The organism is Brevibacterium sp. CT2-23B (assembly GCF_013168765.1).
GTDB lineage: Bacteria > Actinomycetota > Actinomycetes > Actinomycetales > Brevibacteriaceae > Brevibacterium > Brevibacterium sediminis.
Genome location: NZ_JABBYK010000002.1, coordinates 570,239 through 592,952 on the forward strand (window position 1 = coordinate 570,239; position 22,714 = coordinate 592,952).

The window sequence follows — 22,714 nt, forward strand, 5'->3', positions numbered from 1 at the left end:
AGGTGGTCGTCATCGTCGGCACCGACGACCGTCGTCAGCGTCTCGGTCGTGTGCCCCCGCTCATCGGTCGAACTCGTCTCCTTGACGTGGACGGCGGTGACGTCCGGGGCGCCGTCGAAGCTTCCGGTGCGTTCGAACCGCGACATTCCCCCGCCGATGTGCAGCAGACAGGAGGCATCACCGCCGGTGCAGACATCGGCTTCGGTCGCCTGGATCGTGCGGACCTTGTCGGCGAGCATCGCCGAGGACACCTCCGGGTTCTTCACGGAGAAAGTGCCGCCGAAGCCGCAGCAGGAATCGGCCAGAGGCAGTTCGACGAAGTCGATGCCCTCGACGGACCGGACGAGGGAGGACTGCCGATCGCCGAGGCGCAGCAGCCGCATTCCGTGGCACGACGGGTGATACGTCACACGGTGCGGGAAATAGGAACCGAGATCGGCCGCGGCATCCGTGACGCCTTGGACGTCGGTGAGGAACTGGGTGAGCTCATAGGTGCGGCCGGCCACCTCGGCGGCCTCGGAAGCCAGGGCATCATTGCCCACCCGGGTGGCGACCATCGGCTGCTGGTGGCCGAGCGAGGCCACGCATGAAGCGGACGGGGCGACGGCGACATCCCATTCGGTGCTCGTGAAGGCGCGGACGTGATTGGCGATGACCGGTTCGGCCTGCGCGAACTTGCCGGAGTTGATGTGCATCTGCCCACAGCACGACTGGCCTTCGGGGAAGATCACCTCATGGCCGAGTCGGCGCAGAATTCTCACGGTTGCCTGCGCAACCTCGGGATACATCGCATCGACGATGCAGGTGGCGAACAGTGCGATCCTCATCTGACCTCCAAGCCGGACGCTGTGCTGATGCGGTTGGCGGGATCGGCTTCCGACCGGGACGATGCCGTGGTCGCAAACGGTCCGTGTCACTCCATGCTCAGACCGTAGCACCGGGTCCTGACGCGGCAAATGTGCGCGACCGGACGGGCGCGCCGGTGCGAGGATCGACGCGGGAGTCCGGCCGCCTCGGGGGAGGGGAAAGCGATTTAGGACCTATGAGACTGCGCTATTGACCTGCGCCGGTCGGTGCGGGCAGCGACGCACGCGCAGACCCATTTACCTGGGAGGAGACCGCCCATAGGATGACGATATGGATTCCCAGCGCACACAGAACATCAGAACGGTCTCGGCCCGCATCAACTCCTTCCACTCGTCGATCTACTTCTCGCAGACGGTCGGCGCCGAGTACGCCGAGTACGGACTCGAACCCGGTGTCGAAGGCAATATGGCCGCCCGTTCGGCTCCGTTGGGACGGGTGAATCCCGGAGTCGTGTCCGCCGCGTACTACAACTATTCCCCGAATTTCGTCGCCGGAATGCTGCCGCGCCTGTGGGAGACGGTGAGCCCGGAGCAGATGGTCCAGGCCCGCTTCGACGCAGTGGGCGCGTACATGGCCGAACTCTTCGGTGACCGTGATGACATCGCCCTGCTCACCGAGGCGGCCACCCAGGTGACGGAGACGCTGGCACCCGTGCTCGCCGCCATGGACTTCTCCGGCCGCACCCTGGCCGCAGCCACCGCCGACGTCATCGGCGGCCACCAGGCGGCCACCGCATTCGAGAAGATGTGGGACGTGGCGACCGTGGCCCGCGAATTCCGCGGCGACGGCCATGTCGCCTCCCTCGTCACGGCCGGTGTGCCCGGAATCGACGCCCTCATGCTCGACGTCGCGACCGGTGCCGGGTTCCGTCCGCGAGCGGCACAGAGGACACGCGGCTACACGGATGAGGAATGGCAGACCGCGCAGTCCAGGCTCGCCGAGGCGGGGCTGATCACCGTGGACAAGGATGAACGCGGGCACGACCTCCCCACCATCACCGAGGCGGGACGTGACCTGAAGGAGCAGGTCGAAGCCCTCACCGACGGCACCGTTGCAGCCGCGTGGTCGGTGCTTGACGATCAGACGATCGAATCTCTGCTCTCGCCGAGCCGTGACCTGCTGCGCGTCATTGCGAAGTCAGGTGCCTTCCCGTCGAACATCTTCGCCCGCCCCGAGAAGAAGGCCGGCTGAGGCACGATCAGCTGTGCCGTGCCCGCTCCACATGCGAGCGGGCATGGGCGAGGGCAGCAGGCAGCTCATCGAAGAGATGCTTGTGGTGGCGCAGTGCGGCGAGCACCCCGACCTGTTCGAACAGTCCGGCCTGGCTGTCTCTGACGCCCTTGATGAGCACAGTGATCCCGCGGCGTTCGAAGGCTGTGACCATATCGGTGAGGATGTGTGCGCCGGTGGCGTCGACGAGTTCGAGCTGCGACATGCGCAGCACGACGACCTCGACTCCCCGCAGCCTCAGAACCTCATCCGAGATGCGATCGGCCGAGGCGAAGAACAGCGGTCCGTGGAAATGGACGATGGCGATCCTCTCATCACCCGGATACTCGGACTCTGATTCCGAGAGTCGTTCGATGCGCACCGAGGTCATCGACGACAGCTTCCGCAGAGCGAAGACCGCGGCAACGACGACGCCGATGCCCACGGCGACGATGAGGTCGAATGAGATGGTGATGAGCGCAGTGATGACGAACCCGAAGGCATCGGACTTCGTCGAGCGCAGAATCGACCGCATCGTCTTGAGATCGACCATCCGGACCGCCGTGACGAAGAGGACTCCGCCGAGGGCCGCCAGCGGAATCCGACTCACCGGTCCCGCAGCCACCAGCACGATGAGCAGCAGCACGGCCGCGTGGACGATCGAGGCCAGGCGCGTGCGACCGCCGGCACGGATGTTCACGGAGGTGCGGGCGATGGCACCGGTGGCAGGGATGCCGCCGAAGAGCGACGATCCGATCGAGGCGACGCCCTGGCCGACGAGCTCACGGTCAGGCTGGTAGGCGCCGGCGTCGGACATCGACGAGGCGACCCTGGCCGACAGCAGCGACTCAATGGCCGCGAGCGCGGCGATCGTGCCCGCCGCCGGCAGCAGTGACGGCAGGGAGGCCGGGTCGACGACCGGCAGGCTGGGGGTCGGCAGCGACTGGGGGATCTCTTCGATCGTGGCCAGGGGATTGGGCACGATTCCGGCGAGCACGGTGACGACGATGATGCCGACCAATGATCCGGGGATCGACTCATGGAACTTCGGAGCCAGCAGCATGCAGACGGCGACGATCGCGACCGCACCCAGGGAGTAGGGCAGATACGACCAGTCCGCCGATGAAACGAGCTGCACGGCGGCGGCGAAGGCATTCGTGCTCACCTCGCCCGGAGCCAGATCATCGGGGGTCGTCACGAACGGCACCTGTTGGAGGAAGATGATCGCAGCGATGCCGACGGTGAAGCCTTCGATCACCGGCCAGGGGATGAAGGACACCGTCCGGCCGAGCCGCAGCAGTCCGGCCACGACGACGATGAGTCCGGCGATGAGGGTGACGGCGATGACGGCCTCGGCGCCGTGGCTGGCGACGATCGGCACGAGGACGACGGCCATGGCACCGGTGGGACCGGAGATCTGCAGGTGGGATCCGCCGAAGACCGCGGCGAGGAAGCCTGCGACGATTGCGGTGATGAGTCCCTGTTCGGCAGTGAGCCCGGAGCTGACTCCGAAGCCCAGAGCCAGGGGCAGGGCGACGATGCCGACAGTGGCGCCGGCGAGGAGGTCCTTCGGCCAGGAGCGGCGGGTCTCACGGTAGTCGGCGACCGACGGCAGCAGAGATCGGGTGCGGCGCAGCGGAGATGTCGGGCTCATGCCGTATCAGGGCCCGAGATCTTCGGCAGCGAACGGGCTTCGGCGAGTCGCTGCTCATCGTCTTCGAGCATCGTCAGCAGCAGGCTCCTGGCCACCGCGAGCAGCTCGGCGGTGCGCCGGTCGGCGAGGCGGTAGTAGACATGGCTGGCCCGACGTTCGGATTCGACGAGACGGTGGCGCCGCAGCACTGCGAGATGCTGCGAGAGGTGCGAGGCCTCGAGCGCGGTCTCGGCCTGCAGATCGGCCACGCTGACCTCGTCGTTGCCGGACAGCAGCTCGAGGATGCGGATGCGGAAGGGGTGGGCGAGGCCCTTGAAGAGGTTCGCCTTGACCTCGTACAGGGGTCGCTGAAGCTGATTCAATGGCATGATGAAACCATCATATCGAACGCTCGGGTTCAGATCCGGCTGGTCTCAGAGAATGAACAGCCCGGTTCCGCAGCTGCGGAACCGGGCTGTGCTCACGATCGCCTCGGAAGGCGGCGGTCAGTCCTCGTCGGTCGCCTTCGGGTAGGCCTCGGCCACCTCGGCGGCAATCGATTTCGCCTCATCGGAACTCGGCCCCTCGGCGGAGAACACGGCCTTCCGGTAGTACTGGAGCTCGATGATCGAGTCGATGATGTCTCCGAGTGCACGGTGGCCACCGTGCTTGGCCGGTGCCTGGAAGTAGGCGCGTGGGAACCACTGCTTGGACAGTTCCTTGATCGAGGAGACATCGATGATCCGGTAGTGCAGGTGCTCGACGAGTTCGGGCATCTGTTTGGTGAGGAACACCTTGTCGGTGCCGACCGAGTTCCCTCCCAGCGGTGCCTTGCCGGCCTCGGGGACATGCTTCTTCACGTATTCGAGGACTCGGGTCTGCGCCTCGGCGACGGTGGTGCCCGCGTCGAGCTCGGTGATCAGGCCCGAGGTGGTGTGCATGTTCGTGACGAATTCGTTCATGTTCGCCCGTGCCTCCGCCGAGGGCTTGATGACGATGTCGATTCCGTCGTCGAGGGGGTTGAGCTCGAAGTCGGTGACGATCGCAGCCACCTCGATGAGTTCGTCCCGCACCTCGTCGAGGCCGGTCATTTCGCAGTCGATCCACACAATTCTGTTGTTGCTCACTCGCCCAGCTTAGGGCAGACAGCAGGGAACGGGACATTCCGGGGCGCAATCGGCGCCGCTGCGCGGCTTGGGCGTGTGAACGTCGACACACACTGAGCGTGCGCACAAAGGCGATGTCCGGGATGTGACTTAAACTTGAAGAGTCCCCGAACTGGGGTGCCATTTTTGCTCGGCTGAGGGAAGGTTCGCTCGTGCGTTACACATTCGCTGTGATTCTCATGGTGGTGGGTGTCGTCGTCGGTGGCCTCGGCATCCTGCAGAAGACCCTGTGGGCGCCGGAGGATACGATCACTGCCACCGCACAGATCGACGCCGACAAACCGGCGGTCGTCGTCGACCCCGGAATGCTCAACCTCTACGAAACCCCGACCACACTCACGGTCAAGGGCAGCGGTGACCTCACGATCGCCCAAGCTCCGATCGAGAACGTCGAAGCCTGGGCGGGACAATCAGCCTATGACCGCGTCACCGGACTCGCCGAAGGCGGCAAGCTCACGACCAAGGCGACCGATGGTGAGGGCAAGGTTCCCAATCCCGCCGGGGCCGATCTGTGGCAGTCGGAAGTCACCGGCACCGATTCGGTGGAGCTGGAATGGAACGACGAGGCCAACCGCACCGGATTCCTCATTGCCGGTGACGGCGAAGCCGGAGCCGTCAAATCCGTGACCCTCACCTGGCCCAACCACGCCGAGACCCCCTGGGCGCTCCCGCTGATGATCATCGGCGGTGTCCTCTTCGTTGTCGGCGTCGTCCTCCTCTTCCTCGGTGCGAACAACTCGAAGAAGGAAGCGAACCGCCGCAAGGCGCGCCAGGAGCGCCGCCGCAAGCTCGCCGAATACGGCACCGCCTTCGCCGTCGTCCCCGTGCTCGCCCTGAGCGCCTGCGGGCCCGAAGAGCTGCCGAAGCCCGAACCCTCCGAGGCTCCGAGTTCCGCGGCCGCGGGTGTCACCGATGACCAGGCCAAGCGGATCCTCGACTCCGTGGCCGCCGACGTCAAGGCCGCGGACAAGAAGACCGATAAGAAGGCACTGGCCGAACGTGCCGCCGGTCCCGCGCTCAAACAGCGCGAAGACCTGTACAAGGTGAAAGACGATGTCGAAGACCAGAAGATGGCGCCGGAGGTGGCCAGCGAAGAGATCGTCGCCAACTACACCTCGGCCACCGATGCCTGGCCGCGCGTGACCAGCCTGATCACCTCCGCTGGTGGGAATTCGCAGCTGCTCGTGCTGACCCAGGAGGATCCGCGCAGCAATTACAAACTGTGGTCGCAGACCCAGCTGACGGCCGGCACGAAGCTGCCCGAGCTGCCCGACTCGCGTCAGGGGGCGAAGATGCTCGAACCCGGATCCAAGGACTTCGTCACCACTCCGGAGAAGGCCGTCGCCGACTACGCTAAGGCCCTCGGCAGCGGGGCGGACTCGAAGGAGGCGAAGAAGTTCGAGTCCGATGACTTCTCGAAGTCCATCTGGAAGAACCAGAAGGACCAGAAGGCCAGTGCCGAAGAAGGCAAGGCCGAGGTGAAGTACAAGTACACTCCGGGCAAGGAGCTCGTCGCCCAGGGCACCGCCGGGGACGCCGCCATCGTCACCGGAGTCATCGACGCCGAATCGACGATCAGCCCCGAGTCGAAGGAGGGTCGCACCGGCACCCTGTCGCTGTCGTCGCCGCAGAAGGAACTCGTCGGTTCCGCGACGACCAAGGAGCCGGTGACGACGAAGACCACCCAGGTGCTCACCTTCCTCGTCCCCAAGGACGGCAAGGTCAAGCTCATCGGCGGTCTCGAGACTCTCGCCGGAGCCGAAGCAGGCTGAGGCGGAAGGGTCGGCACCGTGGTGTTCCTTCCCTGACGGCTGAGGAAATAGCCGTGGGCGCACCGGTGTTGATACGTTCTGTTGGATAAGCATGGACCAGGTGCGTCACGGTTTGCGCCGAGCCCACCGACCGCGTCACAAAGGAGACCACGTGTCAATGGATCCCTCGCAGGAGAGCACGCAGCCCAATCAGGGACTCGACCTGTCGGCGGTGCGCAGCAAGAACATGCCCGCCGAACAGGCCGGTCAGGCCGGTCACGCCGCCGGTGCGGGAGCCGGTGCTGACGGTGCTGCCGGCGGCCCGGCCGGTGGGGATCCGAATGCGGTCGCCGTTCCGGGACTGGTCTTCGACGTCGACGAATCGACGTTCACCAGCCTGGTGGCGATCTCCGACCGTGTGCCCGTCGTCATCGACCTGTGGGCCGAATGGTGCGAACCCTGCAAACAGCTCTCGCCGATCCTCGAACGCGTCGTCACCTCCTACGGGGGACGTCTGGTGCTGGCCAAGGTCGACGTCGATGCGAACCCGCGTCTGCAGCAGGCCTTCGGCGTTCAGTCGATCCCGACGGTCGTCGCCCTCATCAAGGGGCAGCCCGTGCCGCTGTTCCAGAGCGCTCTGCCCGAACCTCAGGTCCAGGCGTACTTCGACGAGCTGCTCAAGCTCGCAGGTGAGAACGGTGTGACCGGGCATGCGGCCGTCGGGGGAGCCGAGCCCGAACCGGCCGGCCCTGCCCACCCGGAGGCCGAAGAGGCACTCGCCAAGGGCGACTTCGACACAGCCGAGAACCTGTTCAAAGCCGCGCTGGCGAACTCTCCTGCCGATGAGGAGGCGAAGTTCGGTCTCGCCCGTGCAGGCCTGGGCCGCCGCCTCATCGACCAGGAACCGGCCGATCTCATCGCCGCCGCCGATGCGGACCCCAAGAACGTCGAAGCCGCGAAGGCCGCGGCCGACGCCGAAGTGGTCAGCGGCAAAGCAGGTAGCGCCTTCAACCGACTCATCTCTCTCATCCGCACCACCGCGGGTGATGAGAAGGAGTCCCTGCGCCTGCGGGTCCTCGATCTCTTCGAGGTCCTCGGCGCCGACGACCCAGCCGTGACCAAGGCACGGACCGCACTCATGAGGGCACTGTTCTGATCCAGCGAATCCGACTCATCACCGCCATCCTCTTCGGCGTAGCGGCACTCACGCTCGCCGGACTGGTCATCTCTGCGCTCTCGGTCGTCGGGACCGACGAGATCACCGAGACGCCGGCCTTCAAGGTCAAGGAGGGGGCTTATGCCGTCGTCCTCGACGAGGCGATCGTGCCCTATTCGGGTTCGAGCGTGACCGTGACGGCGAAGAACTCGAAGGGCACGGAGCTGTTCGTCGGCACCGCCAGCGGGGTCGACGCCGACAGCTATCTCGACGGGGTGGCGCAGGAGCAGATCAGTGATGTGTCGTTCCCGAACTCCGCCTCCCACCGGTTCACTCCCGGTGATGCGAAGCCTGAGGCCGATATCGCCGATCGCGACTGGTGGATCAGCTCGGACACGGGAAAGACGGTCGCGAAGACCTTCGACCTCGATGCCGAACCGCAGGTGCTCGTCATCGCTCCTGCGAACTCCGATGACAGCCTCGACGGAACGACGGTGAGTCTCCAGATGCGCGTCAAGGGCGTGTTCGCACTCAGCCTGCTCGGCATTGCCGGCACGATCATCCTCGCCGGATTCTCGGTGTTCTTCTTCATGCGCTGGTGGGCCTCGCGCATCCGCCCGCCGAAGAAGGACGTCGGACCCCCGAGCGGCAGTGAACCCGACAGCAACGACAGCGGACCCGGGCCCGGAGCCGGCAGCAGCTCCGGCCGTGACGGCCGGGAACCGGCCGCAGACCGCACGGTCAAGGGCGAGCCGGGACCGGCGACCCAGCCGATCTCGACAGTGCAGCCGGACACGGCCGGCCAAGCCCCGCCTCGGCGACGGGATCTGCGGAACCGGCGGTCCTTCCGCGCGGTGACGGCCTCCGTCTTGGGCACCGGACTCGTGCTCAGTGGCTGTGCGAATATGCCGATCGCCAAACCCAGTAGCCCGGACACCACTCCGTACGAGCGCACGGCGGTGCGCCCGGGTGAAGCCGGGAAGTTCATGACGAACTACACGGAATCGCTGGACAAGACCCTCGGCGACAAGGGCTCGGACCTCGACAAGATCCAGGCGGCACCGCTCATCGACCACACCCGCGCGCAGATCCAGATCGCGGACAAGGCGAAGCAGAAGCTGCGCGCACCGAACTTCACCGAGGTCGTCGCCGGCAGCCCGAACTTCACCGAATATCCGATGTGGTTCTACGCCTTCGGCACCGCGGACAAGAAGTCCACGGACGGGGACAAGCAGCTGACCCAGGTGATGCTGGTGACGCGGGAATCGGCGTCGACCGATCCGCTCGTGCGTTCGGCGTCCTATATCCCCACCGACCAGATGCCGACCCTCATGGCCGATGACAGCGGCGCCGTGGAGAAGGGACCCGAGGACTTCTCCGAGGATCTGACGACCGCGTCCGGTGATGTCTCGTCGTTCCTCGTTGACGGCAAGGCGAAATCCGGGGGTCCCGAGGGGCTCAAGGAAGGCGGATTCAAGGGATTCCGCGACTACCTGGGTGACCTGCGGGACAAGGACTCCGGCTTCGACAAGGTCGACGTCGACTGCAAGCCCTACGAGGACCTCAAGTTCGAGGACATGACCTTGAGCACCGAGAACGGTGCGATCGGAATGGGCGAAGTGCGGTGCACCCTGACGATCAAGGCTCCGTCGGACTACGCACTCGACCTCGGCGACACCGTCGAAGCCGTGAAGACGAACGACAAAGAGGGCGACACCATCAAGGTCGACACCGCGCACCCCTATGTGCTGATGAAGACCGGTGATGAACTCACCGCCGTCGCCACCGACTGGAACGTCCTGTCCTCCAAGGTGGAGTGACCCGGGCTCAGCCGCGGTTCGCGTGGATTGTCAGCCGCGGCTGGCGCGGCGGCCGACGCGCAGCAGCCACCACAGGCCGATGAGCGGCAGGAGCAGCGGAATACAGCCGTATCCGCTGCCGAAGTTCGACCACACCGACGGCTTTGCGAAGTCCTCGGGGTGGGTGTGGCTGAGGATGCCGACGACGATGACGCCGAGGAACTCGATCGCACAGGCCGCGACGGCGATCCGGTGCGAGACGCGGTTGCCGATGACCAGGCAGACCGTGGCGAGGATGTAGATCACCGCAGCGAAGGCCGAGAGCGAGTACGCGATCGGCGCGACATCGAATTCGCGGATGAGCTGGTAGCCCGCCCGGGCCGTGGCCGAGAGCGCGAAGACCCCGTACACCGCCGTCAGCGCCCGTCCCGGTCCGGTATGCATCGCCGAGAACGGCGACCGTCCCGTCTGTCCCCTCGCCGAGGCGGCCGTGGAGTCCGCGTCGCCCGCTGACTTCGCATTGCCTGCCTTATTCGCGCTGCCTGCTGAGTTCGCATCGTCGGCGGAGTCCCCGCCGAACCGATTGCGCCTGGTCACTGCCAAATCTGGTCCAATCTCTCGATCATCACGATCACCGTCAGTCCTGCCGCGGCCAGCACACCCGGCCCCCAGCGGCTCAGTTCCGCGAACGCCCAGAACCCGGCCAGCGCCATGACCATGATCGCCGTGATGATGTAGCCGAAGTAGAGCAGCGGGTCGACATCATGTGTGGAGCCGAAGGTCGCAATCGAGATGATCAGCTGCACGATGAGCAGCAGCAGAAGCAGAGCGGCACCGCCGAGCAGGGCCTTGCCGGCCGGACGGTTGCGGAAGGTCTCGACGATCGACCACAGGGTCAGGATGCCGGTGGCGGCATAGAGGACGATGGTGAAAACGGTGAACACGGAGACCAGTTTAGTCGGCCACACCGGCGGGCAACTCGTCCGGATGTGCCGCTACGCAGGTGAGATGCCGCACGGATCCTGGCCGTAGCCTGGCTCACGCCCTAAAATTGCAGGGTGCCCATCTATCTCGATCACGCAGCCACCTCGCCGATGCCCGCCGAGGTGCTCGAGGTGTACACGAAGGAGCTGGCCCGTCGGGCCAACCCCTCGGCCCTGCATGCGGTCGGACAGGCGGCGCGGATGCGCATCGAAGAAGCACGCGAAGGAATCGCCCGCGCGGTCGGTGCGGCCACCTCGTCGGAGGTGATCTTCACCTCCGGAGGCACCGAGGCGGACAATTTCGCTCTCAAGGGCCTCTACCTCGCCCGCAACAACGGAACGTTCACGGAGCCTGCGCGCCCGCGGGTGCTGACGACGACGATCGAACATCCTGCGATCCTCGAGACCGTGGAGTGGCTGGAGAGCCTCGGCGCCGAAGCCGTCTACCTGGACGTCGACTCGGCAGGGCGTCTCGATCTGGACGCGGCGACCGCCGAACTGCGCCGCGAACCCGAACGCACCGCGCTCATCAGCGTGATGGCCGCGAACAACGAGATCGGCACTCTGCAGCCGATCGCCGAGATCGGTGAGATCGCCGCCGAACTCGGCATTCCCTTCCACATCGACGCCGTGCAGGCGCTCGGACAGATCCCGCTCGACTTCGCGGCACTCAAGGCGACGGCCATGACGATCACCGCGCACAAGATCGGCGGCCCCGTCGGCATCGGCGCACTCCTGCTCGACCGCGCAGCGAGCCCGACGCCCATCCTCCACGGCGGGGGACAGGAGCGCAGCGTGCGCTCGGGCACCCTCGATGTCGCCGGTGCCGTGGCCTTCGCCGCCGCCGTCGATCTCGTCACTGCAGACCTCGAGTCCCGGTCGGCCCGACTGTCGGGACTGCGGGACCGCCTCATCGCGGGAATCGAATCGAGCATCGCCGGTGCCGTGCTCTCCGGTCCGCGCGGAGCGGACCGCCTGCCGGCCAACGCCCACTTCACGTTCCCGGGCTGCGAGGGGGACTCGCTGCTGTTCGGTCTCGATGCCAGGGGACTGGCCACCTCGACGGGTTCGGCCTGTTCCGCCGGTGTCTCCCGTCCCTCCCATGTGCTCCTGGCCTGCGGGATGGATGAGGACAGCGCCCGCACCACCCAACGCTTCACGCTCGGTCACGACACGACCGAAGCCGATGTCGATGCCCTGCTCGCGGCCCTTCCCGAGGTCGTCGACCAGGCACGCCGAGCCGGGATGGTTTCGGCAACACCCCGATGGATGCAAGGAGCATCATGAGAGTACTCGTCGCCATGTCCGGCGGAGTCGATTCCTCCGTCGCAGCCGCCCGTGCCGTCGACGCCGGACACGAAGTCGTCGGCGTTCACCTCGCCCTGTCCCGGATGCCCGGGACCCTGCGCACCGGATCGCGCGGCTGCTGCACGATCGAAGACTCCCGCGATGCCCACCGCGTGGCGGGAATGCTCGACATCCCCTTCTACGTCTGGGACTTCTCCGAGCGGTTCAAGGAAGACATCGTCGATGACTTCATCGCCGAGTACGCGGCCGGACGCACCCCGAACCCGTGCATGCGCTGCAATGAACGCATCAAGTTCGCCGCCCTCCTCGACCGGGCCCTGGCGCTCGGCTTCGACGCCATCGCCACCGGCCACTACGCCGAGGTGCTGCGTGACGACGAGGGCCGGCCCGAACTCCACCGCGGTGAGGATCTGGCCAAGGACCAGTCCTACGTCCTCGGTGTGCTCACCTCCGACCAGCTCGAGCACTGCTACTTCCCGATCGGTGCGACGGCGTCGAAGGCCGAAGTGCGCGCCGAGGCGGCCGAGCGCGGATTCTCCGTAGCGAACAAGCCCGACTCCTACGACATCTGCTTCATCCCCGATGGGGACACGAAGGCCTGGCTGGCCGATAAGATCCCGATGCGACCCGGACTCATCAAGGACTCCGAAGGCGAAGTGCTTGGGCGTCACGACGGAGCGATGACGTATACGATCGGTCAGCGCAAGGGACTCGGCATCGAGAAGCCTGCCGCGGACGGCAAGCCGCGCTTCGTCACCGGCCTCGACCCGGCCACGAACACCGTCACCGTCGGGTCGCGCGCCGACCTCGCGGTCTCGCATCTGACCGGAATCCGCACCTCCTGGGCCGGAGCGGCCCCCTCGGACATGGGTTCGACTCCGGAGACCGGGATCGACTGCGAAGTGCAGATCCGTGCCCACGCCGATCCGGTGCCGGCCCGTGCGTGGCTCGGCGAATTCGTCGCCGAGGCGCCCGAACACGAAGTCAATCCCATCGTCGACGAGGTCGAGGTGCCTGCCGCACGTCCGGCCGGGCAGCTCATGCACGTCGACGTCGATGAGGAGCTGTCCGGAGTGGCCCCGGGCCAGACCATGGTCATCTACCGTGGCACCCGTGTCCTCGGCCAGGCCACCATCGACTCCACGGCCAAGGACCGCATCACCCCGGCACCCGAATTCGCCGGCGCCTGAGCCGCTTCACCTCACTTAAGCGACGGCCCCGGGACCGATGTCGGTCACTGGCGATACTCTGGGGGCATGAAGGAAAGTCCCCAAGATGTCGTCACGGCACCTTATGGAACCTGGTCCTCACCTCTGGGTGCCGCCGAGGTGGCCGCCGGTGCCGCTCCGATCTTCGACGCCGCCTTCAGGGGAGACGAGATCTTCTATTCGACGAAGATCCCCGCCGAGAAAGCCCGCACCGGGCTCGTCCGCACCTCACTGTCGCGTCCGGGAGAGCGTGAACAGGTCATTCCGACCGGGTTCAACATCCGCTCCGCCGTCCACGAATACGGGGGCGCCTCGTGGGCTCTCGACCAGAACAGCGAGGTCATCTACTTCGTCAACGCCGCAGATCAGCGCGTCTGGCAGATCATTCCCGGGCGAGCCCCGCATGCCCTGACCCCGGACACCTCGGGGCGGATCCGCTACGGAGATCTGCACATGAGTCCGTGGGGACTGCTGTGCGTGCGCGAGGACTGCCGGTCCAGCCGTCGTGAACGGGCGATTGTGCTGCTGACCAAGCACGGGACGACGAATGTGCTCTCGACCCACTCTCATTTCATGGCCTGGCCCAGACTCTCACCCGATGGCAGCAGCTTGGCATTCATCGGCTGGGAGCACCCGAACATGCCCTGGGACGGAACCACCCTGTGGCTGGTCGATGTGCGCACGCCGGCCACACCTGCGGTCGCCGTGCTCAGCGGCGACGGCGTCGAACGGCCACGCAGATCCGATCCGGGCATGCCGAGCCCGACCGATCCGGGCATCTCCCTGCTCCAGCCGGAGTTCACCTCCAATTCCTCCCTCCACGTCATCTCCGACCATCACGGGCACTGGTCGTTATTCGGGCTCGACATCGACCCCGTCGGCTCGCGTCCCCTGGTCACCGACGACCGTCAGACGCCGGCGCCCGAAAGAATCGGATTCGACCGGCTGCGACCGGTCATCGACACCGGTGAGGAGATCGGCGGCGCCCTCTGGCAGCTGGGCACGCGGTGGCACCTCAACGACGGGGATGAGGTGTGGGCGCATTCGCAGGCGGCCACCGCGACGCTCGTGCGCCGCCGGCTCAGCCTTTCCGACACAACGCTGAGCCCTTCCTCCCCGACCTGGGAGACCATCGACACGACGGGGGAGACCTTCGGCACGATCGAACTCCTCGACCTCGGACGCACACACCTGCTGCTGACGGCGAAATCGACGAGGCGCCCCGGAGTCCTCTATGCCGTCGACCGGGTGACCGGGCTGTTCACCGAGATCGCAAGCGAACGCCTCGACACCCACCAGGGCTATTACTCCCGCCCGCAGGTCGGCGAGCTCGGGGGAGTACCCGTCGTCATCCACCCGCCCCACAATCCTCGCTTCGCCGCTCCCGTCGACGAGCTCCCGCCCTTCGTGGTCTCGATCCACGGCGGACCGACGGGGCAGGCGACCCCGGAGATGACGGCCCGCACGAGCTTCTTCACCTCCCAGGGCATCGGCGTCCTCGAAGTCAACTACGGCGGGTCGACCGGATTCGGTCGCGCCTGGCGTGACCGGCTGCGCGGCGGGTGGGGAGTCGTCGACGTCGAGGACACCGTCGCCGCCGTCAACGGACTCATCGCAGCCGAACTCGCCGATCCGAATCGCATCGCCATCTCCGGAGCCTCCTCGGGCGGGTGGACGGTGCTGTCCGCCCTGGCCTCGACGAACGTGTTCGCCTGCGGCACCTCGTATTTCGGGGTGACTGACCTCATGCGCTTCGTCGTCGACACCCACGACTTCGAATCCCACTACATCGACGGCCTCGTCGGACCCTGGCCCGCAGCCCAGGACGAATACATCACTCGGTCGCCGATCCGCCGGACCAGCGATATCACGGTGCCCGTGGCCGTCATGCAAGGCGACCGCGACCCGATCGTCCCACCCTCACAGGCCCAGGAATTCGTCGATACACTCGAACTGGCCGGAGTGGAGTACATTTACCGTCTGTACAAGGGCGAATCCCACGGCTTCGTCCGCGCCGAAACCATCATCGATTCCCTGGAAAGCGAGTTCGGATTCTATGTCGACGTCTTCGGAATCCCCCGCGCCCACCAGCATGGCTGAACCCCGATCTTCCGACCGCGAAAGGTCCGACCGCGACCGGCCGGACTCCACCCTCACCGAGGCGGCCGTCCCCGACGTCCCGACGTCCGTTCTGCCCGCCGCCACGACCTCGGGAATCTGGCTGCCCGGAGCCCGCGATCCGCGCCGCGGCTATATCGCTACAAGTCCGGTCCGGGAGGCTGCGGCCTCCGGTTTCGACATCCTCGCCGACCAGCTTCCGCCGGTGCCCCTGACCGCTCACCAATCCGAGGGCCGATGGGGCGTCGACGCCATCGGTCGCGCCGTCGGTCTGCTCACCGAACTCCACGTCGACCGCACATCCTACGGATGGCGCCTGACCGCCTCGGCGGGCAAAGACGAGCGGCTCGAGGACTCGGCATTGATCGAAGCCTTCGACGCGATCGCCGAATACGGTGGGTCCCCGCCCGGGCAGGTCCAGATCAGCCTGCCGGGACCGTGGTCGCTCGTGACCGCGTTGAGCCTGAGCTCCGGCGCTCGTGTGCTCGGCGATTATGGGGCACGCCGCGACGTCGTCCAGGCCTACGCCTTCGGCATCGCCGCCTTCACCGACCGCATCGCGAGCCTGGGTATGCAGCCGACCGTCCGCCTCGTCGAATCCCGCCTGAACCCGGTCCTCACCGGCACCCGGCCGACGGTGTCCGGGTGGGCGAGCCTGCCCGCCATCAGCGAAACCCAGGTGTGGGCGGCGCTCGAATCCACGCTGCGCCACCTCCCGCCCACCGTGCTCGCCCTGCCGGACCTCGATTCTTTGAACCTGCAGGGCAAGGAGATTCCCGCCGCCGAGGCGGTCCGCCGCACCGGCGCCCGATCCGTGTCAGTGCCGTTGGCTAGCCTGAGACCACACAGCTGGGAGCAGCTGGCGATCCTCGCCGAGGCAGGGCTCGGCACCTGGATCCACCTGCCGGCAGCGGCCGGTGCGCGATCGGACGCGGTCAACCACTGGTGCGAACGGATCCGCACCCCGTGGTCGCGCATCGGCATGGGGGTCGCGAGTCTGCGCGAATTCGGGATCATTGCCGGACCCGAACTGCCGCTGACCTACCCGCCGCTGCTGGAAGACCAGCCGGGGATCGGACCCGAGCACAATCGGGGAACCATGACCATCGCCGCCGGTCTGCGGCGGGCTCTTGAGGAGATCGAATGACCACGACACCGGAGAACGCCGACTCGTCGACGCCCGAGCATCAGACCTCGGATTCGACCACACCCGACCTGCAGGGCGTCGACCTCACCGACGCGACCGCGCGCGCTCAGGCCCATGCCCAGCTGACCGAGAGGATCGAGGAGCTGCGGGCCGCCTACTATCAGGACTCCCTGCTCGTCTCCGATGCGGAATACGACGAACTCGTCCATCGCCTCGAAGACCTCGAGGCGCAGTTCCCCGAACTCGTCACCGACTCCTCGCCGACGCAGACCGTCGGCGGCGTCGTCGACACCTCGACCTTCGACCCGGTCGAACACATCGGTCCGATGTACAGCCTCGACAACGTCTTCGACTACGACGAACTGCGTGCCTGGTACGAACGGGTACGGTCGGCCACCTCGGTGAAGTCGAAGTTCCTGTGCGAACTCAAGATCGACGGCCTCGCCGTCAATCTGCTCTACCGGAACGGCGAACTCGTGCGGGCGGCGACCCGCGGCGACGGACGCATCGGTGAGGACATCACCGCGAACGTGCGCACCATCTCCGATATCCCGCACCGCCTCGACACCGAGCACCCGCCGGCCGAGGTGGAGATCCGTGGTGAGGTGTTCTTCCCCGTCGAGGACTTCGCCGAACTCAACGCCTCCCTCGTTGCCGAGGGCAAGGCCCCCTTCGCGAACCCACGGAACTCCGCTGCAGGTTCGCTGCGGCAGAAGGACCCGGCCGTCACCGCGCGTCGGCCCCTGCACATGCTCGTCCACGGAATCGCCGTGTGGACCCCGGCCGATGATTCGCATCCGGAGCCTGCCCACCAGTCCGAGGTCTACGAGCAGTTCCGGTCGTGGGGTCTGCCGATCAGCGACTACTTCAAGGTCCTCGCCACCGTCGACGAGATCGAAGACTTCATCTCCTATTACGGCGAACACCGTCACGATGTCACCCACGAGATCGACGGAATCGTCATCAAGATCGACGATATCGCCGTGCAGGAGACGATGGGCTATACGTCTCGCGCACCGAGGTGGGCGACGGCCTTCAAATACCCGCCAGAGGAAGTCACGACGAAGCTCATCGACATCCAGGTGCAGGTGGGTCGGACCGGGCGCGTGACCCCATTCGCCGTGATGGAACCGGTCACCGTGGCCGGATCGACCGTCGAGCGGGCGACTCTGCACAACGGGTACGAGGTCAAACGCAAGGGCGTGCTCATCGGCGACACCGTCACCCTGCGCAAGGCCGGAGACGTCATCCCCGAGGTGCTCGGCCCGGTCGCGGCGCTGCGGGACGGATCCGAGCACGAATTCGTCATGCCCACCCACTGCCCGTCCTGCGGGACCGAGCTCGGTGAGCAGAAGGAGGGCGACAAGGACCTGCGGTGCCCGAATTCTCGATCGTGCCCGGCGCAGCTGGCCAACCGCATCTTCTACTTGGCCTCCCGCGCGGCCTTCGACATCGAAGCTCTCGGAGAGGAGGCTGCACTGGCGCTGACGGCGCCGGCCGAACCGGACACGCCCCCGCTGACGTCGGAGGCCTTCCTCTTCGACCTCACCCCGGAGGATCTGGGCGATGTCAAGATCTGGCGGAACAAGAAGTCCAAGGGAGTGGAGACCGGTGAGCGAGAGCTTGTCCCGTATTTCTACACCCGGGGAACCGCGAAGAAGCCGAGCGCCCCGAGCGCGAACACGAAGAAGCTCTTCGACGAGCTGGAGAAGGCGAAGGATCAGGATCTGTGGCGGGTGCTCGTCGCCTTGTCGATCCGCCACGTCGGACCGACCGCGGCACGGACCCTGGCCGCGAAGTTCCGGACCCTTGAGGCCATCCGTGAGGCAAGCCTCGAGGAGCTGTCGGCCGTCGAGAGCATCGGTCCGACGATCGCACAGAGCATCCGCGATTGGTTCGAGATCGACTGGCACGTCGAGATCGTCGAGACCTGGGCGGCCGCCGGGGTGCGGATGGAAGACGACGAGGTCGAGGCCGCCGCGCAGACCCTCGAGGGGCTTACGATCGTGGCGACCGGTTCGCTGAGTTCGTTCACCCGCGATGGCATCAAGGAGGCGATCCTCGGTGCCGGCGGCAAGGCGGCGGGATCGGTCTCGAAGAAGACCGATTATGTCGTCGCCGGTGAGAATGCCGGGTCGAAGTTGGAGAAGGCGGAGTCGCTGGGCGTGCCCGTCCTCGACGAGGACCAGTTCAGGGTTCTGTTGGAGACCGGCAGCCTCGACTGAGGTGTGTCCTGGCCTCGTGCCTGGTCCCTGGTGCCTCGCTGCGGGAGGGAATACATCCCGGTTCCGGGAGGTTCCATGGTGCGGCTGTGATTCGTTCGTGACCGAACTCGAAGTCGGGGTTCAGACTCAGCCAAGCTCAGAGACAGCTTCGAGTGGAAGAGTGTGGGACATGAGATGGATCCCCAAAGTCCTCGCCGGAACCTGCGTGGTCGTCGCCGCGGCACTGACCGCGGTGCCGGTGACGGCAGGCCTGGCGGACCTGGTGCTGGGGCCGGGACCGAACAGCACCAAACGCAATGCTCAGCCGGCACTGACTTCGATGCGCACCCCGGCCGCTCCGGTCACCGCGCGGACCGAGGAGTCGACGATTGCGTTCGACGGCATCTCGACGGACGCGCACGAGGTCATCGAAGGCACCATCGTCGACGATTCTGCGGTCGGCGCATTCTCAGCCGGCACGGACCTCGTCGCCGCCACCGCGGCCGACGCCCGGACTCGCATCGCCGATCTCGCCGCCGACCTCCAGGCCGGAGTCTCGGCCGGAGAATTCACCCAGGCCGACGCCGACCGCGTCGTGGCCGACATGGCCGGATACATCCACGGCACCCGCACCTGGCCCGAACGCCTCCCCGCCTAATAATTACTACCTGACGGCGGCCCAGCAACCTCGCGCGAGGTTGCTGGGCCGCCGTCAGGTAGTTCTGGGGGAAGGTCACAGCGCAACGGCGGGGGCGGGTCGGCTGAAGAGACTAGACTGGTGGCGAGTGAAAACGACGATGAAAGGCAGGGAATGACGGAGTCTTCCGCAATCACCCCCGAACAGGTGGAGCATCTGGCTTTACTGTCTCGGATCGCCATGAGCGAAGATGAGCTGAAATCGCTCGCCGGTGATCTGAGCACAATTCTGGGAAACGTCGCCAGGGTCAACGAAGTGGCCGGCGACGATGTGCCCGCAACCAGCCACCCCATCCCGCTGACGAACGTCATGCGCCCCGACGTCGTGGGCGAGACGCTCTCCAGCGAACAGGCACTGGCCTCGGCCCCGGCAGCCGAGGACGACAAGTTCCTCGTCCCGCAGATCCTCGGGGAGGAATGAGATGACTGAACTGACGAACAAGAGCGCCCTCGAACTCGCCGCAGGACTGAAATCCGGCGAGTTCTCCTCCGTCGACGTCACACAGGCGCACCTCGACCGCATCTCCGCCACCGAGGACGACTTCAACTCCTTCATCACCGTCACCGACGAACTCGCTCTGGAGACCGCAACGGCCGTCGACGCCAAGCGCTCCGCCGGTGAGGACCTCCACGCCCTCGCCGGTGTTCCGGTGGCGCTGAAAGACCTCGTCGTCACCGAAGGCACGCGTACGACCGCAGGGTCGAAGATGCTCGAGAACTGGGTTCCGCCCTACGAATCGACCGTCCACAACAAGGTCAAGGCCGCCGGTCTGCCGGTGCTCGGTAAGACCAACCTCGACGAATTCGCCATGGGATCGACGACCGAGCACTCGGCCTTCGGCAACACCCGCAACCCCTGGAACCTCGACCACGTGCCCGGAGGTTCCTCCGGCGGTGCGGCCGCAGCGCTGGCCGGATTCCAGGCCCCACTGTCCGTGGGCACCGACACCGGCGGATCCGTCCGCCAGCCCGCCGCGTTCACCGGCACCGTCGGCGTCAAGCCGACCTATGGGTCGATCTCGCGCTTCGGCATCATCGCCATGGCCTCGAGCCTCGACCAGGTCGGACCGATGGGCCGCAACGTCGCCGACGCCGCCGCCCTGCACGAACTGCTGGCCGGACACGATCCGCTCGACTCGACCTCGCTGCCCGATGAGGTCGGCGGATTCCTGAGCGCCGCCCAGACCAGCGAGCTCAAGGGCAAGAAGCTCGGCGTCATCAAGCAGCTGACCGGTGAGGGATACCAGGACGGAGTCCGCACCGCGTTCACGGCAGCGCTGGAAACCGCTGCCGCTGCCGGAGCCGAGATCGTCGAAGTCGACTGCCCGTCGATCTCCTACGCCCTCGACGCCTACTACCTCATCATGCCCTCCGAGGTGTCTTCGAACCTCGCTCGCTATGACGGCATGCGCTACGGCCTGCGCGTCGAACCGGAATCCGGTCCCGTCACCGCCGAGACCGTCATGTCGGCCACTCGTGCCGCAGGCTTCGGATCGGAGGTCAAGCGCCGCATCATCCTCGGCACCTACGCCCTGTCGGCCGGCTACTACGATGCCTACTACGGTTCGGCGCAGAAGATCCGCACCCTGGTCCAGAACGACTTCGCGAAGGCCTTCGCCGCCTGCGACGTCCTCGTGTCCCCGACGACCCCGACGACCGCACTGAAGTTCGGTGCGGAGAAGGCCGCCGACCCGATGGCCCTCTACCTCGGCGACGTGGCGACGATCCCGGCGAACCTCGCCGGCATCCCCGGACTGTCCCTGCCCGCGGGCCTGGCCGATGGTCTGCCCGTCGGCTTCCAGATCCTGGCTCCGGCCCGTGAGGACATCAAGCTCTACGAGGTGGCCGGACCCCTGGAAGCCGCACTCGAATCCGCCGGCGGACGCGTGCTCGACACTCTCGCGGAAGGACTGAACGCCAAGTGAAATACGAAGACGCGATCAAGAAATACGATCCGGTCATCGGCATCGAGGTCCACGTCGAACTCGGCACCGCGACCAAGATGTTCGACGCCGCCCCCAACACCTTCGGCGGGGGACCGAACACCAACGTGACCCCCACCTCCCTCGGGCTGCCCGGGTCCCTGCCCGTGGTCAACGAGAAGGGTGTGGAGTACGCGATCAAGATCGGTCTGGCGCTCGGCTGCGAGATCGCCGAAACCTGCCGGTTCGCCCGCAAGAACTACTTCTACCCGGACGTGCCCAAGGACTTCCAGACCAGCCAGTCCGATGAGCCGATCGCGGCCGAAGGCCAGGTCGAGGTCGAGCTCGAGGACGGCACCATCGTGACCGTCCCCGTCGAGCGCGCCCACATGGAGGAAGACGCCGGCAAGAACACCCACGTGGGAGGGGCCACCGGCCGCATCCAGGGCGCCGACCATTCCCTCGTCGACTACAACCGCGCCGGTGTGCCGCTCGTGGAGATCGTCACCCACCCGATCACCGGGACAGGGGAACGGGCCGCCGAGGTGGCCGCCGCCTATGTGCGGACCCTTCGTGACATCTTCCGCGCCCTCGACGTCTCCGAAGCCCGCATGGAACAGGGCAACGTCCGCGCCGACGTCAACGTGTCCCTGCGGGAGAGCCCCGAGGCACCGCTGGGCACCCGCACGGAGACGAAGAACGTCAACTCCTTCCGCTCGATCGAACGCGCCGTGCGCTTCGAGATCGCCCGCCAGGCGACCCTCCTCGAGGCGGGGGAGAAGGTCGTCCAGGAGACCCGTCACTTCCACGAGGAGACCGGAGAGACCTCCTCAGGGCGTCCGAAGTCCGACGCCGACGACTACCGCTACTTCCCCGAGCCCGACCTCGTCCCGCTGCAGCCGTCCCGCGAATGGGTCGAGGAGCTGCGGGCGAGCCTGCCCGAGCTGCCGGCGCAGAAGCGGCGCCGCCTCCTCGGGGAATGGAAGTTCTCCGACCTGGAGATGCGCGACATCGTCAACGCCGGACTCCTCGAAGCCATCGAGGACACCGTCACCGCCGGTGCGAAGCCGGCAGCGGCACGCAAATGGTGGACCGGTGAGGTCGCCCGCCTGGCCAACCAGGAGGACAAGCACCCCACCGAGATCATCACACCCGCCCAGGTGGCAGGACTCGTCGATCTCATCAACGAGGGCAAGCTCAACGACAAGCTGGCCAAGGATGTGCTCACCGGAGTCATCGCCGGCGAAGGCGAGCCCGCCGAGGTGATGAAGGCCCGCGACCTCGAAATCGTCGAAGACACCGGTGCACTCGAAGCCGCCGTCGAGGAGGCCATCGCGGCCAACCCCGATGTGGTCGAGAAGATCAAGGGCGGAAAGATGCAGGCCATCGGAGCGCTCATGGGCCCGATCATGAAGGCCACCCGCGGACAGGCCGATGCCGGAAAGGCCAAAGACCTCATCCTCGCCAAGTTGGGCGTCTGAGTACAGGTCCGACTCCGATCTTGGTCGACGGCGGCGCCTGACAGTGCCGAGCAGGACTCAGGATTG

18 protein-coding genes and 1 pseudogene are annotated in these 22,714 nt (G+C 66.4%); 13 read left to right on the forward strand and 6 right to left on the reverse strand.

The window, feature by feature from the left end; translation table 11 throughout:
- Positions 1-137: 137 nt before the first annotated feature.
- Positions 138-827: pseudogene (locus tag HIM68_RS07810) on the reverse strand ((Fe-S)-binding protein); the annotation flags it as partial.
- 310 nt (positions 828-1,137) lie between these two features.
- On the opposite strand from HIM68_RS07810, the gene HIM68_RS07815 reads away from it, so the two are divergent.
- Complete coding sequence (locus HIM68_RS07815) at positions 1,138-2,058, forward strand: hypothetical protein (protein WP_172171156.1); 921 nt, start codon at positions 1,138-1,140, stop codon at positions 2,056-2,058.
- Positions 2,059-2,065: 7 nt separating this feature from the next.
- On the opposite strand, the gene HIM68_RS07820 is transcribed toward HIM68_RS07815, so the two are convergent.
- From HIM68_RS07820 to orn, 3 genes are all read right to left on the reverse strand, one after another.
- A complete protein-coding gene (locus HIM68_RS07820) occupies positions 2,066-3,730 on the reverse strand; it encodes a SulP family inorganic anion transporter (RefSeq protein WP_172171158.1) in 1,665 nt (554 codons plus the stop codon).
- On the reverse strand, positions 3,727-4,098 hold the full coding sequence (locus HIM68_RS07825; RefSeq protein ID WP_172171160.1) for a helix-turn-helix transcriptional regulator: 372 nt from the start codon (positions 4,096-4,098) through the stop codon (positions 3,727-3,729). The genes HIM68_RS07820 and HIM68_RS07825 overlap by 4 nt, the downstream gene beginning before the upstream one ends.
- A 117-nt stretch (positions 4,099-4,215) precedes the next feature.
- Positions 4,216-4,836 (reverse strand): oligoribonuclease, encoded by a 621-nt coding sequence (gene orn / locus HIM68_RS07830; protein WP_268236663.1) that lies wholly within the window; start codon positions 4,834-4,836, stop codon positions 4,216-4,218.
- A 191-nt stretch (positions 4,837-5,027) separates the two neighbouring features.
- On the opposite strand from orn, the gene HIM68_RS07835 reads away from it, so the two are divergent.
- From HIM68_RS07835 to HIM68_RS07845, 3 genes are all read left to right on the forward strand, one after another.
- Complete coding sequence (locus HIM68_RS07835) at positions 5,028-6,647, forward strand: hypothetical protein (protein WP_367647468.1); 1,620 nt, start codon at positions 5,028-5,030, stop codon at positions 6,645-6,647.
- 157 nt (positions 6,648-6,804) lie between these two features.
- Complete coding sequence (locus HIM68_RS07840) at positions 6,805-7,782, forward strand: tetratricopeptide repeat protein (RefSeq protein ID WP_172171435.1); 978 nt, start codon at positions 6,805-6,807, stop codon at positions 7,780-7,782.
- A gap of 188 nt (positions 7,783-7,970) precedes the next feature.
- Positions 7,971-9,602 (forward strand): hypothetical protein, encoded by a 1,632-nt coding sequence (locus HIM68_RS07845; protein ID WP_367647469.1) that lies wholly within the window; start codon positions 7,971-7,973, stop codon positions 9,600-9,602.
- Between the two features lie 30 nt (positions 9,603-9,632).
- Here HIM68_RS07845 and HIM68_RS07850 read toward each other — a convergent pair whose 3' ends face one another.
- Positions 9,633-10,025: a hypothetical protein gene (locus HIM68_RS07850; protein WP_172171439.1), complete on the reverse strand. Its 393-nt coding sequence runs from the start codon at positions 10,023-10,025 to the stop codon at positions 9,633-9,635.
- 149 nt (positions 10,026-10,174) lie between these two features.
- Positions 10,175-10,525, reverse strand: a complete 351-nt coding sequence (locus HIM68_RS07855) for a hypothetical protein (RefSeq protein WP_172171162.1) — start codon at positions 10,523-10,525, stop codon at positions 10,175-10,177.
- A 114-nt stretch (positions 10,526-10,639) separates the two neighbouring features.
- Here HIM68_RS07855 and HIM68_RS07860 point away from each other — a divergent pair, with 114 nt between their 5' ends.
- From HIM68_RS07860 to gatB, 9 genes are all read left to right on the forward strand, one after another.
- Positions 10,640-11,851, forward strand: a complete 1,212-nt coding sequence (locus tag HIM68_RS07860; protein WP_172171164.1) for a cysteine desulfurase family protein — start codon at positions 10,640-10,642, stop codon at positions 11,849-11,851.
- Positions 11,848-13,062 carry a tRNA 2-thiouridine(34) synthase MnmA gene (gene mnmA / locus HIM68_RS07865; RefSeq protein ID WP_139468898.1) on the forward strand — a complete coding sequence of 405 codons (1,215 nt, stop codon included), beginning with the start codon at positions 11,848-11,850 and terminating at the stop codon, positions 13,060-13,062. Before HIM68_RS07860 ends, mnmA begins: the two co-directional genes overlap by 4 nt.
- A gap of 66 nt (positions 13,063-13,128) precedes the next feature.
- Positions 13,129-15,180: a prolyl oligopeptidase family serine peptidase gene (locus HIM68_RS07870; RefSeq protein ID WP_172171166.1), complete on the forward strand. Its 2,052-nt coding sequence runs from the start codon at positions 13,129-13,131 to the stop codon at positions 15,178-15,180.
- Positions 15,173-16,345, forward strand: a complete 1,173-nt coding sequence (locus tag HIM68_RS07875; RefSeq protein WP_253903803.1) for a hypothetical protein — start codon at positions 15,173-15,175, stop codon at positions 16,343-16,345. The genes HIM68_RS07870 and HIM68_RS07875 overlap by 8 nt, the downstream gene beginning before the upstream one ends.
- Entirely contained in the window at positions 16,342-18,570 is a 2,229-nt protein-coding gene (gene ligA / locus HIM68_RS07880; RefSeq protein ID WP_172171168.1) for an NAD-dependent DNA ligase LigA, read from the forward strand. Before HIM68_RS07875 ends, ligA begins: the two co-directional genes overlap by 4 nt.
- Before the next feature lie 169 nt (positions 18,571-18,739).
- Complete coding sequence (locus tag HIM68_RS07885; protein ID WP_139468894.1) at positions 18,740-19,207, forward strand: hypothetical protein; 468 nt, start codon at positions 18,740-18,742, stop codon at positions 19,205-19,207.
- 153 nt (positions 19,208-19,360) lie between these two features.
- The gene (gene gatC / locus HIM68_RS07890) at positions 19,361-19,666 is read left to right on the forward strand and encodes an Asp-tRNA(Asn)/Glu-tRNA(Gln) amidotransferase subunit GatC (protein ID WP_172171169.1); all 306 of its coding nucleotides are present in this window, start codon (positions 19,361-19,363) and stop codon (positions 19,664-19,666) included.
- A 1-nt stretch (position 19,667) separates the two neighbouring features.
- Positions 19,668-21,170, forward strand: coding sequence for an Asp-tRNA(Asn)/Glu-tRNA(Gln) amidotransferase subunit GatA (gene gatA, locus HIM68_RS07895; RefSeq protein WP_172171170.1), 1,503 nt, complete (start codon positions 19,668-19,670; stop codon positions 21,168-21,170).
- Positions 21,167-22,648 (forward strand): Asp-tRNA(Asn)/Glu-tRNA(Gln) amidotransferase subunit GatB, encoded by a 1,482-nt coding sequence (gene gatB, locus HIM68_RS07900; protein WP_172171171.1) that lies wholly within the window; start codon positions 21,167-21,169, stop codon positions 22,646-22,648. Before gatA ends, gatB begins: the two co-directional genes overlap by 4 nt.
- The last annotated feature ends 66 nt before the right edge of the window (positions 22,649-22,714 follow it).

Coding starts and splice junctions, on each gene's coding strand:
- HIM68_RS07815 (WP_172171156.1), top strand. CDS start 1,138: ATGGATTCCCAGCGCACACAGAACATCAGAACGGTCTCGGCCCGCATC.
- HIM68_RS07820 (WP_172171158.1), bottom strand. CDS start 3,730: ATGAGCCCGACATCTCCGCTGCGCCGCACCCGATCTCTGCTGCCGTCG.
- HIM68_RS07825 (WP_172171160.1), bottom strand. CDS start 4,098: ATGCCATTGAATCAGCTTCAGCGACCCCTGTACGAGGTCAAGGCGAAC.
- HIM68_RS07840 (WP_172171435.1), top strand. CDS start 6,805: ATGGATCCCTCGCAGGAGAGCACGCAGCCCAATCAGGGACTCGACCTG.
- HIM68_RS07850 (WP_172171439.1), bottom strand. CDS start 10,025: ATGCATACCGGACCGGGACGGGCGCTGACGGCGGTGTACGGGGTCTTC.
- mnmA (WP_139468898.1), top strand. CDS start 11,848: ATGAGAGTACTCGTCGCCATGTCCGGCGGAGTCGATTCCTCCGTCGCA.
- HIM68_RS07870 (WP_172171166.1), top strand. CDS start 13,129: ATGAAGGAAAGTCCCCAAGATGTCGTCACGGCACCTTATGGAACCTGG.
- HIM68_RS07875 (WP_253903803.1), top strand. CDS start 15,173: ATGGCTGAACCCCGATCTTCCGACCGCGAAAGGTCCGACCGCGACCGG.
- ligA (WP_172171168.1), top strand. CDS start 16,342: ATGACCACGACACCGGAGAACGCCGACTCGTCGACGCCCGAGCATCAG.
- HIM68_RS07885 (WP_139468894.1), top strand. CDS start 18,740: ATGAGATGGATCCCCAAAGTCCTCGCCGGAACCTGCGTGGTCGTCGCC.
- gatC (WP_172171169.1), top strand. CDS start 19,361: ATGACGGAGTCTTCCGCAATCACCCCCGAACAGGTGGAGCATCTGGCT.
- gatA (WP_172171170.1), top strand. CDS start 19,668: ATGACTGAACTGACGAACAAGAGCGCCCTCGAACTCGCCGCAGGACTG.